This window comes from Streptomyces sp. SID5469 (assembly GCF_009862865.1).
GTDB classification, from domain to species: Bacteria; Actinomycetota; Actinomycetes; order Streptomycetales; family Streptomycetaceae; genus Streptomyces; species Streptomyces avermitilis.
In genome coordinates, this window is sequence record NZ_WWIN01000001.1 from 7,216,416 (window position 1) to 7,231,154 (window position 14,739).

The 14,739-nt window shown below is 70.6% G+C and carries 15 protein-coding genes; 3 read left to right on the forward strand and 12 right to left on the reverse strand.

Annotated features, from left to right (window positions below; all coding sequences use genetic code 11):
* Nucleotides 1-9: 9 nt before the first annotated feature.
* On the forward strand, nt 10-477 hold the full coding sequence (locus GTY58_RS31200) for a hypothetical protein (RefSeq protein WP_010987391.1): 468 nt from the start codon (nt 10-12) through the stop codon (nt 475-477).
* 89 nt (nt 478-566) lie between these two features.
* On the opposite strand, the gene GTY58_RS31205 is transcribed toward GTY58_RS31200, so the two are convergent.
* The 9 genes from GTY58_RS31205 to GTY58_RS31245 form a co-directional block, all read right to left on the reverse strand.
* A complete protein-coding gene (locus GTY58_RS31205) occupies nt 567-2,111 on the reverse strand; it encodes a DUF1996 domain-containing protein (RefSeq protein WP_010987392.1) in 1,545 nt (514 codons plus the stop codon).
* A gap of 251 nt (nt 2,112-2,362) precedes the next feature.
* Nucleotides 2,363-3,016 carry a response regulator transcription factor gene (locus GTY58_RS31210; protein ID WP_010987393.1) on the reverse strand — a complete coding sequence of 218 codons (654 nt, stop codon included), beginning with the start codon at nt 3,014-3,016 and terminating at the stop codon, nt 2,363-2,365.
* Nucleotides 3,001-4,254, reverse strand: a complete 1,254-nt coding sequence (locus GTY58_RS31215) for a sensor histidine kinase (protein ID WP_237529627.1) — start codon at nt 4,252-4,254, stop codon at nt 3,001-3,003. Before GTY58_RS31215 ends, GTY58_RS31210 begins: the two co-directional genes overlap by 16 nt.
* 126 nt (nt 4,255-4,380) lie before the next feature.
* On the reverse strand, nt 4,381-5,391 hold the full coding sequence (locus GTY58_RS31220) for an NAD-dependent epimerase/dehydratase family protein (RefSeq protein ID WP_174514633.1): 1,011 nt from the start codon (nt 5,389-5,391) through the stop codon (nt 4,381-4,383).
* 81 nt (nt 5,392-5,472) lie between these two features.
* Nucleotides 5,473-6,057, reverse strand: coding sequence for a winged helix-turn-helix domain-containing protein (locus tag GTY58_RS31225; RefSeq protein ID WP_010987396.1), 585 nt, complete (start codon nt 6,055-6,057; stop codon nt 5,473-5,475).
* Nucleotides 6,058-6,387: 330 nt separating this feature from the next.
* On the reverse strand, nt 6,388-7,308 hold the full coding sequence (locus GTY58_RS31230; protein WP_010987398.1) for a hypothetical protein: 921 nt from the start codon (nt 7,306-7,308) through the stop codon (nt 6,388-6,390).
* Nucleotides 7,309-7,393: 85 nt separating this feature from the next.
* Nucleotides 7,394-8,422, reverse strand: coding sequence for a glutamine synthetase (glnII, locus tag GTY58_RS31235; RefSeq protein WP_010987399.1), 1,029 nt, complete (start codon nt 8,420-8,422; stop codon nt 7,394-7,396).
* A 595-nt stretch (nt 8,423-9,017) separates the two neighbouring features.
* The gene (locus GTY58_RS31240) at nt 9,018-9,713 is read right to left on the reverse strand and encodes a hypothetical protein (RefSeq protein WP_010987400.1); all 696 of its coding nucleotides are present in this window, start codon (nt 9,711-9,713) and stop codon (nt 9,018-9,020) included.
* A 125-nt stretch (nt 9,714-9,838) separates the two neighbouring features.
* A complete protein-coding gene (locus GTY58_RS31245) occupies nt 9,839-10,198 on the reverse strand; it encodes an arsenate reductase family protein (RefSeq protein ID WP_010987401.1) in 360 nt (119 codons plus the stop codon).
* 164 nt (nt 10,199-10,362) lie between these two features.
* Here GTY58_RS31245 and GTY58_RS31250 point away from each other — a divergent pair, with 164 nt between their 5' ends.
* Nucleotides 10,363-10,671, forward strand: a complete 309-nt coding sequence (locus tag GTY58_RS31250; protein ID WP_010987402.1) for a hypothetical protein — start codon at nt 10,363-10,365, stop codon at nt 10,669-10,671.
* A gap of 255 nt (nt 10,672-10,926) precedes the next feature.
* Here GTY58_RS31250 and GTY58_RS31255 read toward each other — a convergent pair whose 3' ends face one another.
* Nucleotides 10,927-12,591 (reverse strand): alpha/beta fold hydrolase, encoded by a 1,665-nt coding sequence (locus GTY58_RS31255; protein WP_037645661.1) that lies wholly within the window; start codon nt 12,589-12,591, stop codon nt 10,927-10,929.
* A 256-nt stretch (nt 12,592-12,847) separates the two neighbouring features.
* Between GTY58_RS31255 and GTY58_RS31260 the strand changes: the two genes are divergently transcribed.
* The gene (locus tag GTY58_RS31260; RefSeq protein ID WP_037645662.1) at nt 12,848-13,135 is read left to right on the forward strand and encodes a hypothetical protein; all 288 of its coding nucleotides are present in this window, start codon (nt 12,848-12,850) and stop codon (nt 13,133-13,135) included.
* An 11-nt stretch (nt 13,136-13,146) separates the two neighbouring features.
* Here GTY58_RS31260 and GTY58_RS31265 read toward each other — a convergent pair whose 3' ends face one another.
* On the reverse strand, nt 13,147-13,788 hold the full coding sequence (locus GTY58_RS31265) for a hypothetical protein (protein WP_010987404.1): 642 nt from the start codon (nt 13,786-13,788) through the stop codon (nt 13,147-13,149).
* Between the two features lie 6 nt (nt 13,789-13,794).
* Complete coding sequence (htpX, locus tag GTY58_RS31270) at nt 13,795-14,718, reverse strand: zinc metalloprotease HtpX (RefSeq protein WP_037645829.1); 924 nt, start codon at nt 14,716-14,718, stop codon at nt 13,795-13,797.
* Nucleotides 14,719-14,739 lie beyond the last annotated feature (21 nt).

Genomic DNA, 14,739 nt, shown 5'->3' on the forward strand with positions numbered 1-14,739 from the left:
GAGGATCACATGAGGTTGACGCGAGAGAAGCTGGTGGCCGGAGCTGCCGTCGCCCTGCTGGCACTGACCGGGTGCGGCGGGTCGAGCGGGTCGGACGACGGCGCCGCGAAGGCGGTTCCGGCGACGGCGACCGGCAGCCTGGAGGACCTGGCGGCCGAGGTGAAGTGCAAGCCCGACATCCAGACGGACGCCGACGAGATCCGGCAGGCCGTCTGCAAGAGCACCTCCAGGAAGTTCATCCTCGCCACCTTCGCCACCGACCGCGGCCAGCGCGAGTGGCTCAACGAGGCCAAGGACTACGGCGGGTTCTACCTCGTCGGCGCCAAGTGGGTCGCCGTCGGGGACCAGAAGGTGGTCAAGACGCTGCGCGGACAGCTCGGCGGGACCATGGAGGAGGGAACTTCGCACGCCTCGCACAGCTCGGGCACCGGCAGTGACGCGAGCCATGAGGGCACGCACTCGGGTCACAGCGGCTGAGGGCTTCGGCGGACAGCGCTTCGGCGGACAGCGAAGGCCGGCGGTGGGAGATCCCACCGCCGGCCTCCTCATCGGGCGCCGCTATTCGGTTACTTGCACTTCTTGCCGGTGTTGATGCAGTTGACCATCTGGTTCATCACGTTCTCGTCGAAGACGTTGATGAAGTCGTCGTGGTCGGTGCTCGCCTTGTGCAGCTGTTCGGGGAATCCGTCCACCGCGTAGGCGTTCTTGATCTGACCGTTCTCGATGGTCGGCGCAGGCACGTCGTACACGAGACGCATCGTCAGCTGCGGGATCGCCTTGAACCCGTTGGCGCAGTTGCCCTGGGCGTCGGCGAAGGCCACGTGCGTACGGTGGTTCGCGCTGTCGATGTTCTGGCCGTCCCAGCAGCTCTGGAAGGCGAACGAGCGCACCACGCTGCTGCCCTGGGGGCAGATCGGGTACTGCTCGGTCAGCTGCACCTTGTTCTCGAAGCCGGTGCAGCTCCAGTGGGCGTTGGCGTTCGCGAGACCGTTGGTCAGGGTCTTCGCGTCACCGGTGATGATCCGCAGGAACTTCGGCATCGCGACGACCTTGCTCTTCGCGTTGCCGACGAACTTGATCGAGGCCTGCTTGGCCTGCTGGATCTGGCCGACGTTGCCTTCCTTGCCACCGCCGTCGTTGTTCTGGTCGAAGTCCTGCGTACCGTTCTGGATACGCACGACCGGCCAGTAGTACGACGACTTGTCGCCCTGGTTGGAGCAGCTGGTCTGGGCCGCCGCGAACGTGTCGTTGTTGGCGAAGGCGTCGTTCGACTGGTTGCCGACGTAGTCGTGCAGGTGGTGCGCGCCGTTGGTGACACCGGGCGCCACGATCACGTTGTCGGTGTTGAACTTCTTGTTGGCGTTCACACCGCAGGAACTCGTGAACGTGCCGGTCGAGCCACCGCCCTGGGCCCGGGCCTTCGCCTGGACGTTCGCCTGCACCTTGGTGATGTCGACGAAGTCGGCGGCGACGGGGCCGTTGCCGGCCTGACCGCCGTTGCCCTGCTGCTGGCCGTTGTTCTGGCCGCCGTTCTGCTGCTGGCCACCGTTGTTCTGCTGCTGGCCGCCGTTCTGCTGCTGCCCACCGTTGTTCTGCTGCTGACCGTTGTTGTTCTGGCCACCGGCAGTCGTCTGGTTGGCGCCCGATCCGGTACAGGCGGCGAGCGCGTCAAGCGAGTTCGGGGCGGCGGCACCGACCCGCTTGAAGTCGATCTTGATCCGGCCGATGACCGCGGTCCGCTTCTGCTTGAGCGGGCCGAGGATGGCGTTCTGGACGAAGTTCGCGTCCTTCGTCTGAGCCTGACGGGTCGAGGCCAGCCGGGCGTACGCCTCGGTGATCTGCTTGTCGAGCGTCGCCAGCTCCTTGTAGACGCCGGACCTGGCGCCGCGCGGCACCTTGGTGAGCTTCTGGCCGATGTCGGGGCAGCTGATCGTGGCCACCGTGGCGGCGGCGGCTTTCGTGTTGTTCTTCCACGAGTTCGAGTTCGTCTCGTGGGCAGAAGCGTAGAAATTTGCCCAGATGAGCCCGCCCCCGCCAAGCGCTAGGGCAGCCGATGCGGCGATGGCCTTGTTGGCCAGTGACGAACGGCGTTTTCTTGTGTTGCGTCCCATGGAACTCCTCTGACTTCCTTGCGGGGGCATCGAGGCGCCCGACAGGAGTGAAGCGGCTCCATCTCATACGCACGGGGCTCCTGAGGTGTTCAGAAACCCTGGAAATTCTTAGAAGTTCATGAGGTCATTTCCGGCGCAACGGGGGCAGAAGCCTCCGTTTCAACGGGAGTTGAGCGGGGTACACCACGTTACTTTGAATTTAATTCAGTGGTGGTCGCTCGCTGATCTCCGCGCTGATCTTCTTGGGATCCTCAGCGGCCCTGGTCCAAATAGGCGAGTACGGCCAGCACGCGCCGATTGTCGTCATCCGAGACCTCAAGCCCCAGTTTCGCGAAGATGTTGGAGGTATGTTTGGCGATCGCCCTTTCCGTGACCACGAGTTGGCCCGCGATCGCCGCGTTCGACCGCCCCTGCGCCATCAGTTCGAGCACTTCCAGTTCGCGTGCGGTCAGCCGGCCAAGAGGCTTGCTGCCGGCCGAACGCCGCGACAGCAGCTGCTGGATCACCTGCGGATCCATCGCGGTGCCGCCCGCCGCGACCCGGCGTACGGCGTCGATGAACTGCTCCGCGTCGAACACCCGGTCCTTCAGCAGATACCCGACCCCGCCCGTCCCGTCCGCGAGCAGCTCCCGCGCGTACAACTGCTCGACGTGCTGCGAGAGGACGAGCACCGGCAGCCCGGGTCTGTCCCGGCGGGCCTGGAGCGCGCACTGCAACCCCTCGTCCGTGTGCGAGGGCGGCAGCCGTACGTCGACCACCGCCACGTCCGGGGTCAACTCGGCCAGCGCCCGGGTGAGTTCGGGGCCGCTCTCCACCGCGGCGGCGATCTCGAAGTCGTACGCCTCCAGCAGCCGGACCAGTCCGTCGCGCAGCAGGAAGAGGTCTTCGGCTAGGACAACTCGCACGGTATCTCCAGGCTGACCATGGTGGGGCCGCCCGCGGGGCTGCTGACGGCCAGGACGCCGTCGAATGTACCCAGCCGCCGCTCGATCCCGGCCAGGCCCGAACCCGTGCCGATCCGCGCGCCGCCCCTGCCGTTGTCGGTGACCGCGATCCGCAGCATGCCGTCGCTGTGCCGGAGGTCGATCCAGACGCGGTCGGCCCCCGCGTGCTTGACGGCGTTGGTGAGCACCTCGCTGACGGCGAAGTAGGCGGCCGACTCGACGGGCGCGGCCGCGCGTCGGCCGTCGAAGTCGACGTTCACCTCGCTCGCGATCGGGACGCGCAGCGCCAACGCCCGTACCGCGTCACCGAGTCCACGCTCGGCGAGCACGGGCGGATGGATGCCGCGCACGAGGTCGCGCAGCTCGGTGAGCGCGTCGGCGGACGACTTGCGGGCCCGGGCGAGCAGTTCCCTCGCCTTCGCCGGGTCCTTCTCGATCAGCGCCTCGATCGTCCCCAGGTCCATGCCCATCGCGACGAGCCGCGCCTGCGCCCCGTCGTGCAGGTCCCGCTCGATGCGCCGCAGTTCGGCGGCGGAGGTGTCGACGGCGGCACGCCGGGTCTCGGTCAACACCCGGACGCGCTCGGCGAGTTCGCCCTGGCCGGGGGCGAGCACGGCCCGGGTGAGCAGGAAGTGCACACGCAGCAGGGACGGGGTGAGGTGGTACGAGGCGACCAGGAAGACGACGCCGAGGGCGCCGGCGGCGAGCGCGGAGGCCTGCCCGGAGACCGGTACGAAGGCGTACCACCACCCGATGTACGTACCGTCGGTGAAGACCCGCCACAGCCCGGCCGCCAGAGCGAACCCCTCCAGCGGGTAGAAGAGCAGCGCGGCGGGCAGGAGCGCGGTCACGAATCCGGCGGTCATGTCGACCTGGAGCCATATGAGGTCCCGCCAGGTGGCGCGGTCACTGAGCAGCCGGAAACACCGGCCCCACGGGTTGGCGTCCACGGGGACGGGCCGGTATCCGGACGGAATCCGCACCCCGCACCACTCGGCGGCCACCACCCGCCGCCAGTCGGCGAAGCCGCGCACACCGGCCAGCACCCAGGGCGTGGTGACGATCCCGACCCCGAGGGGCACCAGGAGAAGGGAAACGACGGCCAGTACGTAGAGGACGAGGGCGCCGGGGAGCCCGACCACGGCCAGCACGAGGGCCCTCGTCCCGTCGCGTACGACGCCCCGCGCCCTCGTCGCCATGCCGCTGCCGCCGCTGCTGATCTCCATGTCCCCAGTCTCACCGAGCGGCCGCCCAGGGTCACTGGGCCGGGCACCCGGGCGGGGGGTGGGGTCAGGTGCACCCCTGGCGTCCCCCGCCGCCGACGCTCACACCCCGAGCACCTTCGCCTCCACCTCGGGGTCGAGGCCCACGGGGGGCCGGTCGGGCCGCCCGGGGGCGACGCCGCCGATGTCCTGGAGCCAGGCCCAGGTGTCGGCCACCGTTTCGGCGACCGGCCGGCAGCGCAGCCCGTCCCGCAGCGCCCGGGACACATCGGCACTGTGCAGAGCGGCGTGCCCCTCGCTCTTCGGCGGCGCCCACACCGGCAACTGCGTCCACGGCTCGATCCCCGCATCGAGGATCACCTCGGGGTCGGTCCACCTGAGCTCGGCCGCACCGCCCGTCACCCGCACGCACGCGTCGAGCAGTTCGCCCGTCGTCGTGTGCCCCTGCGGGCTGATGAGGTTGTACGCCCCGTTCAGTCCGCGCTCCGCCGCCCCCAGAGTCCACTCGGCGAGGTCGCGCACATCGACGTACTGGAGCGGAAGCTCCCGCGGCCCGGGCGCGAGGACCGGCCCGCCGCGGGCCGTCCGGGTGAGCCACCACGGCAGCCGGCCGATGTTCTCGTACGGCCCGAGGATCAGCCCGGACCGCACGAGCAGTGAACGCTCCGCGCCGAACGCGTCGAGCGTGGCCAGCTCCCCGCCCCGCTTGTCGCGCGCGTAGTCGGTCTGCTCCGCGTCCGCGGACGCGTCCGCCACGAGGGGTGCCTCTTCCGTGTATCCGGCGGCCGGCGGCCACGCGTACACGGAGCAGCTCGACACATACACATAACGCCGGGCCGCGCCGGCCAGCAGTCGCGCGGTGTCCCGCACGGCCCGCGGCGCAGCCGACCAGGTGTCGACGACGACGTCCCACTCCTGTGCGCCCCCCGCCACGGCCTCGGCGAGCGCGGCGAGCCCGTCCGGTGCGGTGCGGTCACCGATCAACGACCGCACACCGGGCGGGGGTTGGTGCCGTCCCCGGTGGAAGACGGTCACCTCCCAGCCCCGCCCGAGAGCCGCCTCGACCATGGCGCGTCCCACGAACTCGGTACCACCCAGCATCAGAAGTCTCATGCCGACCACTCTGCCCGCGGGACCGGCGGGGCGGAACGGAAATCTGCTGACAGAAGATCCGCCGCGTGGTGCGGGAGCGGCTCAGCGACCCGTCGGCGGCGTGTACTTGTAGCCGACCCGCCGCACCGTCTGGATCGTCTGCCGGTGATCGGCCCCGAGCTTGCGCCGCAGCCGGGCGATGTGGACGTCCACGGTCCGCCCGTCGCCCACATGCCCGTATCCCCACACCGTGGTGACCAGCTGGTCGCGGGTGTGCACCCGGTGCGGATGCGCGACGAGATGCGCGAGCAGCTCGAACTCCAGGTAGGTGAGGTCGAGCGGCTGTCCGTCGACCTCGGCGGTGCGCTGCACGGTGTCGACGCGGATCAGCGGGCCGTCGCCGGCGGTGAGGTCGCTCGCCTCGGGCTGGTCCGGCACGGCGACCGGCAGCACGGTCTGCTGGTCGGCCGGGACGAGCACCAGATAGCCGATCATCGGCGGCTGGCCCGGCAGCGTGGGCAGGGTGTGCTGGGGCGCGGGCAGCCAGGTGGCGCCCGGCGGCAGGAAGTCGGCGACGTCCACCACCTCGTCCCGGTCGACGGCACGCAGTCGGTGCCGTGCCGAGCCCGGGGACGGTGCGGGGGAGGGGACGGTCGCGACGGACGAGAAGGAACGGGTGTTCGCCATGAGAGGTCAGCTCTTTCGCGCGAGGAGTTCGTCGGGAAGGCCGACGACCGCGAGTTCGTGGTCGGGGTCGTCGAGGACGTACGTCGTGCGCGCTGGCCGAAGGCCGGAGGTGTACGGCTTTAAAGGGCCGGCGCGTTCATCGCGCGACAACACACCCGGTCGAAGTCGTGGTGCTGACGGGAAGGCCAGAAGGGCTCGAGGTCGTGGCGACCTGTCGCGGTGTACTTCTGGAAGCTGGCCATACTCCCATTGAAGCAGACACCGGGCCCGGGCAGGAGACTCCTCTCACTGCTTGGACGCTTCCTTGGTGTGAAGTTGACGTTGCGCACCTCAACCGACCAGCCGTCTTTGCCAGGTCAGCGGCGTGAGGGAGATCGCCTTGTCCGGGGAGGCGTCCCACTGTGCGGACAGCCCCGCCGCGGTGAGCGCGGCCACGACCTCGTGTCCCACGGCCACCGTGGTCTGCTCGGCTCCGTCGAACCCGCCGTAGTAGAGCGTGAGTCCGTACCCGTCGGCGGCGTGCTCCGTGACCTGCTGGTGGAAGAAGACGAAGCCCCGGGCGTCCTCGCGCTCCGCGCCTATCTCCGCCATGCCGCAGCCCCGGCAGCACGCGAAGTTCTCCCGGGCCGTGATCCCGCTCGCCTCCAGCGCCGCGAAGGCGAGGGCGAGCCGCTCGGGGTCGGTGACGCCCTCCCAGGTCTCCTGCTCGGCCAGCCGCTCCAGCCACAGCCGGTCCACCAACCGCCGGGCCTGGGCCTTCGACACCGGCCGGTCGCCCCCGTCGACGAGGTACTCCTCGGCGATCTCGGCCAGCACCTTCCGGTCGTCGTAGCCGCAGCGCAGCCGGGTCCGCACGCGGTCCTCGACCTTGCCCCGCACGTCGTCCGCAAGCTCGGGCACCTCTTCCTGCGGCCCGAGGTCGACCGGCTCCCAGGTGACGCCCGCGTCCCAGGCCGCCTCCTGCCGCGCCCAGCCGGTCAGGAGGTCCGCCACCCGATCCGGGTCCGTGAGGTCCGTACCGAAGAACGCGTCCTCGGTGAGCCGGTGCTCCAGCCGGTAGTCGCCGCCCTCCTCGTGCCACACCTGGGCGAACACATCCGGGATGTCCGGTATCCGCTGCACCACCAGCCAGCGGTCGCCGGCCGTGCCGATCCGCCCCACCAGCTCCCGCAGCCGCTCCGCCGAAATGCGCGCGTGCCGCTGCCAGTTCTCCGTCTCGACCTTGATGGCGAGGGCGCCGTCGATCTCCATGTCCCCACCATGGCACGCGCCACTGACAACGCGAGGGGGCGCCCACCGCGACGGTGGACGCCCCCTCCCGGAGCCGGTGTGCGGATCAGACCTGGCCGGCCTTCTCCAGGGCGGAGCAGCAGGTGTCGACGAGCAGACGCGTCACGACGTACGGGTCGACGTTGGCGTTCGGACGGCGGTCCTCGATGTAGCCCTTGCCGTCCTTCTCGACCTGCCACGGGATACGGACCGAGGCGCCACGGTTCGAGACGCCGTACGAGTACTCGTTCCACGGGGCGGTCTCGTGCAGGCCCGTCAGGCGGTCGTCGATGCCCGCGCCGTAGTTCTTGACGTGGTCGAGCGGCTTGGAGCCCTCGCCCAGCGACTCGCACGCGGTGATGATCGCGTCGTAGCCCTCGCGCATCGCCTTCGTGGAGAAGTTGGTGTGCGCGCCCGCGCCGTTCCAGTCGCCCTTCACCGGCTTCGGGTCCAGCGTCGCGGAGACGCCGAAGTCCTCGGCGGTGCGGTAGAGCAGCCAGCGGGCCACCCACAGCTGGTCGGAGACCTCGAGCGGCGCCAGCGGGCCGACCTGGAACTCCCACTGGCCGGGCATGACCTCGGCGTTGATGCCGGAGATGCCCAGACCCGCCTTGAGGCAGTTCTCCAGGTGCGCCTCGACGACGTCACGGCCGAAGATCTCGTCCGAGCCGACACCGCAGTAGTAGCCGCCCTGCGCGGCCGGGAAGCCGCCCTCGGGGAAGCCCAGCGGGCGCGAGCCCTTGAAGAAGGTGTACTCCTGCTCGATGCCGAAGATCGGCTCCTGGGCGCCGAACTTCTCCTCGACCTCGGCCAGCGTGGCACGCGTGTTGGACTCGTGCGGCGTCATGTCGATGTTCAGGACCTCGCACATGACGAGGACGTCGTCGCCGCCGCGGATCGGGTCCGGGTAGGTGGCGACCGGCTTGAGTACGCGGTCGGAGGCGTGCCCCTCGGCCTGGTTCGTGGAGGACCCGTCGAAGCCCCAGATCGGCAGCTCGGCACCCTTGGCATCGTCCGCCAGGATCTTCGTCTTCGAACGGAGCTTGGCCGTCGGCTCGGTGCCGTCGATCCAGATGTACTCAGCCTTGAAGGTCACGGGCCACATCCTTCGGGGTGTGTCTGTAGGCGCACTGCGGGTGCTGCGGCGCTGCGGCTGGGGCGCCGCGGGAGATGCCGGAAGCCTGTCAACAGGCGATTTCCCGACCATTGCCCGAATGTGAACCCCGTGTTACCTGGGGCCTCTGTGCTGCGGCTCACCCGCTGAGAGGGCCCGCGGCGGTGTTCGCACCCGCTATCGCGTCCCGGTGGCCCGGACCGTGTTCCGTCCGCTCCCGGGGGAGACGACTCGTATGCGATGGGTTTGCGCGAGGCGGACGTCACCCGGCGCCGAACGCCGCGGTCCACACCCCCGTGCGGGAGCCGGCCGCGGTGCGGGGGATTACGTGCCCCCCGGAGTCCGGCGCGCTCCGCGCACTCGGCACGAAGGTCCCGCTGCTCCCGGCCGGAAGCAGCAGGACTTCCCTCGAGTTCTCGGCTTCCCTCAAGCTCTCGGCTTCGCTCGAGCAAGGGGACCCCCCGTCACCCACCGGGTGGTCGCCCGCGCCGCCGGGCCGGTGCCGCGTACGGCACCGGCCCGGCTCGATCACCGGCCGACGGACTTCCTCAGCCGATGACTCCGATGGCGTCCGGGGTCACCCCACCTTCTCGATGACAGCCCGGCGGATCAGGAACTTGCCAGGCTCCCGGACCTGCTCGAAGGCCGCGTTGTTGAGCAGGGCGCAGCTGCCGGAGACCGAAGTGACCTCCACGGTCGTGGACTTGTTGTTGTCCAGGTTCGTGACCTTCAGCTTCGTGCCGGCCGGGAACTGGTTGCTGGACGCGGCCGGAGCGCCGCCCTCGCCGGAGAGCGTGACGGTCGAGCCCTTGCAGACCTGCTCCCCGGAGGCCGCGTTGCCGCCGGCGTTCTCCGCGGGCGCGGTGGCCGAGGCGTTGTCCGCGGGCGCGGTGGCGGCCTGCGAGGGCTGCGTGGCTTGGGAGTCCTGAGCCGACCCCCCGGCCGCAGCCGATCCGTCGGCCGCCTGAGCCGACTCTCCGACCTCGCAGCCGGACGCTTCCTGCTGGCGCTTGATCTCGGCGATGACGGCCTCGCGGTTGGCGATCCGCGCCTCCGACTGCGCGTCCGGTTTGGCGCGCTGCCCGTCGATGAACTTCTGGTTGTTGCCGATCGCGGTGGCCAGACCCTGGCAGACCGTCGAGTTCGAGGCGTTCTGCACCGACGCCGCGTTCGACGTGGCGGCCAGGGCGAAGGCCCCGCCTCCGGCCACCGCAGCGGCGCTGAGCAGAAGCGCGAGCTTCTTCTTGGTGCTGAGAGTTCTCCTGCGCGACATCCGCGCCTCCTGAGCGGTAGGGGAGCGTACGCCGCTATGTACGAGATGCCGAACGAGGTTACTCAGTGGTTTACAGGAGTCAGCGACGTAACGTACGTCACAGGGATGGTGCGGAGGGCCTTCCGCTACCGGGACAAGGCATCCCGTACCGCCTCCTCCGTGCGTGCCACGAGCGCGGTGCCGTCGTCCGCGGTGATGATCGGCCGCTGAATGAGCTTGGGGTGCTCGGCGAGCGCCCGCACCCACTGGTCCCTCGAACCGGCGTCCCGGGCCCACTCCTTCACGCCGAGCTCCTTGGCGACGGCTTCCTCGGTCCGCGTGATGTCCCAGGGCTCGAGTCCGAGCCGCTGGAGCACGCCGCGGATCTCGTCCTCGCTCGGCACGTCCTCCAGGTAGCGCCGCACGGTGTACTCGGCGTCCTCCGCGTCGAGCAGGCTGAGGGCGCTGCGGCACTTCGAACAGGCGGGATTGATCCAGATCTCCATGCCCACACGGTAACCGCCGTACCCCCTTGCGCCTGCGCCACAACCCACCCCAAAGCCCGTGTGGCCAGCGGCTTTTGTCAGTGCCGAGCGGTAGAATAGAAGCAGTGTTCGAGGGTGCCGCCGGAGGTTCCGGACGGTCCCCTGACCGCGACAGGAGGATGCCTGTGCCCGCTGCCGCACTGAAGCCGAAGCCGACCCAGTCCACATCCAGGAGGCCGGTCCCGCTGGACCTCCCGTACCAGCCCGTGGAAAAGCGCCCGCTGCCGCCGGGGCGCCCCCGCGAGTGGTACATGACCCACAACCGCCGCCTCAAGGCGATGCGCCTCGCCATCGCCCTGCTCGACTCCGGGGTGTACGTCCCGAACCAGGCGCGCAACGAGACGATCCGCAGCACGGCGGAGACCATCGGCGTCCACCCGCCGTCGGACACGACGTGCCACATGGTCCGCGCGCTGATCAGGTACAGCCGCTGAGGTCCCGCGCCGAGCGCTGAGATCCCGCGCCGGGCACCGCGTCTTCGACGGGGTGCCCGGCGCGGGCGTCGTGGGAGAAGGGGGCCGCGCCGGCCCCGTCGCCCGCCCGCCTCACGACAACTCCCGCTCCAGCGGGGTCCGGAAGCGCGGCGTGCCCCGCGTCCGCCCCAGCCACGCTCCCACCCGTGCCGCCTTCGCCTCGATCGCCGCCAGGACACGGTGTGCGCACTCTCGTGGCTCCGGCCCGCGCCGAAGCTAGCCGTACCGCCGCAACAGCCCGCCCACATAAGCCTCCAGCCGCGCGCCCAGTACCTCGCGCGTCAGGTCGGTGCGGCCCAGCTCGTGCCAGGGGGCCGCGAGCTTCTCGGCGTCGGGGGAGTACGCCAGCGTGTCCAGCAGCCGCCAGTACAAGTGGTCCGCCCCGTCCGCCAGTCGCCGGCCGCCGTGGGCCTCGTACCGCTCCCGGAACCCCAGCCCGTACGCCTCCCCGTGCAGCAGCGCGAGCGCCGTCGAACAGTGGGCGACGTCCAGGTCGGCGGGCCCCCACGAGGTCTCGACCCAGTCGACGACCCCGCTGATCCGCAGCGTGTCGCCCGCACCGTCGAACAGCACGTTCCCGGGGTGGAAGTCCCGGTGCAGGAAGCACCCTTCGTACGCGGGCGGTTCGCGCCTGAGCACCGCCACGGCCCGGTCCCACAGGGCGCCCCCGGGGGTGCGGACCCGCTCGGGCGACGTCCACGCCTGGTAGGGGCGTGGCCGTTCGTCCGGTACGACGGTGTGGATCCGGACGAGTTGCCGCGCGAGCAGGTCGAGGCGCCGGTCCAGATCCTCCTCGTCGACCCGTACCGCGCCGGGCAGCAGGGACATCAGCAGCGAAGGGTGGTCGCAGTGTTCGCCGGTCGCGTCGACGGCGACGGCCTCGGGCACGGGGGTGCCGTCCTGCGCGGCGAGCAGGGCGAGGACGGACGCCTCGCGGGAGAGCAGTCCGGGCGCGTGGCGCCGGAAGAAGGGCCGCACGAAGGTGCGCAGCACCAGGCCGGTGCCGTCGTCGAGAGTGAGACGGCGTATCTGCGAACTCCAGCCGCCCCGCAGCCGCGCCGAGTCCCGTACGCGCCTGCCCGCCGGGAGCTGCTTCGCCACCCAGGCCCGGGTCGCCGTCCATCCCCCCTCGCCCCGCCCGGTGAGCACGGCGTCCACGAACCTCCGCCGGTCGTCCTCGTGGTCGCGGAACCACAGGCCCAGCGTGTGCTCCGCGTCGGGCAGTTCGACCAGGCTGAACTGGGCGTTCGTGGCGAGCGCGGCCGTCACCGCCGCGGTCACGGCGGGCGGGATCACGGTGTCGGTACCGGGCACCGCGAGCACGGCCCGGCCCCCGTACGCCCGCAGGACGTCGAGCGCGGGAGACTCCCGCCAGCTGTCCGCCGCACGGATGATCTCGCTGAACCGTCCGTCGCCCGCACCGAACGGAACCGGCCATGCCGCGGCCGCGTACACGGCGGGTGCGCACAGGCCCAGGGCCGCCACCCGCTCCCCGTAGTGCGCGGCGAGATCCGCCACCGTCTGCCCGCTCATGCTGAACCCGACGAGGACCAGCGGACCGTCCCCGGGAACCCGCGCGTCGATCACCGCGACCGCCTGCGCGAAGCGTCTGCGCAGGCTCGACTCGGCCAGCGCGCCGGTGCTTTGGCCGTGCCCGGAGAAGTCGAACGCGAGGCCCCGGCAGCCGCGCGCGACGAATTCCGCGAGCAGGGGGAGCAGGCGCCCCGCGCACCCGTCGCCCGCGCCGTGCAGCAGCACGACGGTGGGCGATTCCCGGCCACCCTCTACGCCCCCGGCGTCGTCCCCGTCGTCGTCACCGCCGTACATGCCGCTGAGTCGTTCGCCGTCGTGTTCGTACGCGAAGGAGAGGAGCTCGCTCATGCCCCCATTCATTCACGACCCTGCCGTCGCCCGGTCGTTCAGGAGGAGGACGTACCGCCGAAAAGCAGGTGCGTGCTCTACGGCTCCGTCCCTACGCTGGGCACGCGTACCGGAGCTGCCCAGCACCTCTTTCCGCCGGACAGGCATCACCAGGCGGACTCGGGGCTACTCTCTACGCACCGACGGCCGGACGCCTCCCCCAGCGCCCCGTCGAGACAACGAGCACCACCCACACCCACGCCCACGGAGGCCCGTCATGGGCACCATCGTCATTGCCGGGACTGTCGTCCTGGTCCTCCTAGGATTCGGTAACCACGCCTGGTGGCTCGCCGCGGCCGTCCTGCTCTTCCTGTACCTGCAGTACGGGCGGGGCTCGTCCTCGGCGTCACCCACGTCCGGCGCCGGAGGCTCCTCGTCGGGGTCCGCCCGCCCCGACACCAGCTACCGCGCGTACCGCGAACGCCGTGACCAGCAGGCCAAGTGGGAGCGCCGCTACCGCCGCGAGCGTCCCCTCGAGGCCCGCCGTCAGGAACGTAAGAACTAGTACTGGTCCGGTCACAGGCCGGGCGCGCCCCAGATCGGGAACCAGCGGGTCAGGTCCTGCTCGATCCGCAGATCGTCGGCGAGCGCGGCCTTGACCTGGAGTTCCAGCGCGTTGTCGCGCCGCCGGCCGGCACCGGCCAGCGGCGCGAAGGGATAGAACGTGCCGCGCTTGTAGAGGTAGACGAGCCCGAGCCGCCGCAGCCCGCCGTCCCGGCCCGTTGCCGCGGACCGGAATCCGGCGACGGAGCAGAGCAGCTGCGGCCCGAAGCCGCTGCCCTCCAGCGCGCTGTTGACCGCGTGCAGATCGCTCACCAGCGCCGGCAGGTCGTCGGGCGTCCGCCGGGAGACGAGCCAGGAGTAGCCGTACTCGTCCCGGCTGAGCTCGACGGGTGGTCCGCCCCCGAGCTCCCGGCCCTGCTCGGGCAGGGGGGAGTTCCGTCGCTCGGAGTCCGCGTCGAGCAGGGCCCGCACCTCCTGGTGCGCCTCGGCGAAGGCCGCGCCCTCGACGGTCGAGAAGCACACCGCGCCCGTACCCGTGGGGGTGAACCCGGCCGCGGCCTCCAGGGTCACGGCCGCCGACGGCAGCCCGAACAGCCGGTCGAGGTCGGGCGCCACCGGCTTGGTACGGCCGAGCAGGATGTCCAGGAACCCCATCGGTGCTCAGCGCGCCTTCCCGGGCGTCGCCGCCTCGCCCAACTCGGCGGAGATACGGCCGAGTTGTTCGAGCCGCTGCTCCAGGCTCGGATGTGTGGAGAAGAGGCGCTCGAGGCCCGGCGTGGTGCCGAGGGCGGGCGTGAAGTAGAAGGCGTTGAAGGCCTGCGCCGACCGCAGGTCCTTCGTCGGGATGCGGGCGATGTCACCGGTGACCTTGGTCAGCGCGGACGCCAGTGCCGAGGGACGCCCGGTCAGCAGGGCGGCGGCCCGGTCGGCGGCCAGCTCGCGGTAGCGGGACAGGGCCCGGATGAGCAAGAAGCTGAGCGCGTACACGGCCGCGGACACCGCCAGCACCGCCATGAAGATCACAACGGTGTTCTGGTCCTTCCGTCCCCGTACGCCGAAGAACTGCGAGTAGAACGCGAACCGCACGATCAGACCGGCGATGACCCCGAGGAAGGACGCGACGGTGATCACGGCGACGTCCTTGTGCGCCACGTGCGACAGCTCGTGAGCGAGGACGCCCTCCAGCTCGTCGGGCTCCAGTCGTCGCAGTAGCCCGGTGGTCACGCACAGCACCGCGTGATCGGCGTTCCGCCCGGTCGCGAACGCGTTCGGCATCTCCAGGTCGGAGACGGCGACGAGCGGGTTGGGCATGTCGGCCACCGCGGACAGCCGGTCGACGACCCCGTGCAGCTGGGGGTACTCCTCGCGCTCCACGATCCGCCCGCGCATCGCGTACAGCGCGATCCGGTCGGAGAACCAGTACTGCGCCCCCAGGAACGCCGCCGCGATCACCACGACCAGCACCCAGGACTTCAGCAGGACGATCAGCGCGGCGACGAACGCCAGGTACAGCAGTCCGAGGAGAAAGAGTGTGACTGTCATCCGCGCGGTCAGTCGCCGATCGCTCTGGAACCGGCTCTGCATCTGCATCACCCCGCACTAAGG

Excerpts from the sequence above, each read along its gene's own strand:
- GTY58_RS31265 (WP_010987404.1), bottom strand. The coding sequence starts at position 13,788 with ATGGGGTTCCTGGACATCCTGCTCGGCCGTACCAAGCCGGTGGCGCCC.
- GTY58_RS31245 (WP_010987401.1), bottom strand. The coding sequence starts at position 10,198 with ATGGAGATCTGGATCAATCCCGCCTGTTCGAAGTGCCGCAGCGCCCTC.
- htpX (WP_037645829.1), bottom strand. The coding sequence starts at position 14,718 with ATGCAGAGCCGGTTCCAGAGCGATCGGCGACTGACCGCGCGGATGACA.
- GTY58_RS31230 (WP_010987398.1), bottom strand. The coding sequence starts at position 7,308 with ATGGAGATCGACGGCGCCCTCGCCATCAAGGTCGAGACGGAGAACTGG.
- GTY58_RS31225 (WP_010987396.1), bottom strand. The coding sequence starts at position 6,057 with ATGGCGAACACCCGTTCCTTCTCGTCCGTCGCGACCGTCCCCTCCCCC.
- GTY58_RS31255 (WP_037645661.1), bottom strand. The coding sequence starts at position 12,591 with ATGAGCGAGCTCCTCTCCTTCGCGTACGAACACGACGGCGAACGACTC.
- GTY58_RS31200 (WP_010987391.1), top strand. The coding sequence starts at position 10 with ATGAGGTTGACGCGAGAGAAGCTGGTGGCCGGAGCTGCCGTCGCCCTG.
- GTY58_RS31205 (WP_010987392.1), bottom strand. The coding sequence starts at position 2,111 with ATGGGACGCAACACAAGAAAACGCCGTTCGTCACTGGCCAACAAGGCC.
- GTY58_RS31220 (WP_174514633.1), bottom strand. The coding sequence starts at position 5,391 with ATGAGACTTCTGATGCTGGGTGGTACCGAGTTCGTGGGACGCGCCATG.
- GTY58_RS31240 (WP_010987400.1), bottom strand. The coding sequence starts at position 9,713 with ATGTCGCGCAGGAGAACTCTCAGCACCAAGAAGAAGCTCGCGCTTCTG.
- GTY58_RS31260 (WP_037645662.1), top strand. The coding sequence starts at position 12,848 with ATGGGCACCATCGTCATTGCCGGGACTGTCGTCCTGGTCCTCCTAGGA.
- GTY58_RS31215 (WP_237529627.1), bottom strand. The coding sequence starts at position 4,254 with ATGGCGACGAGGGCGCGGGGCGTCGTACGCGACGGGACGAGGGCCCTC.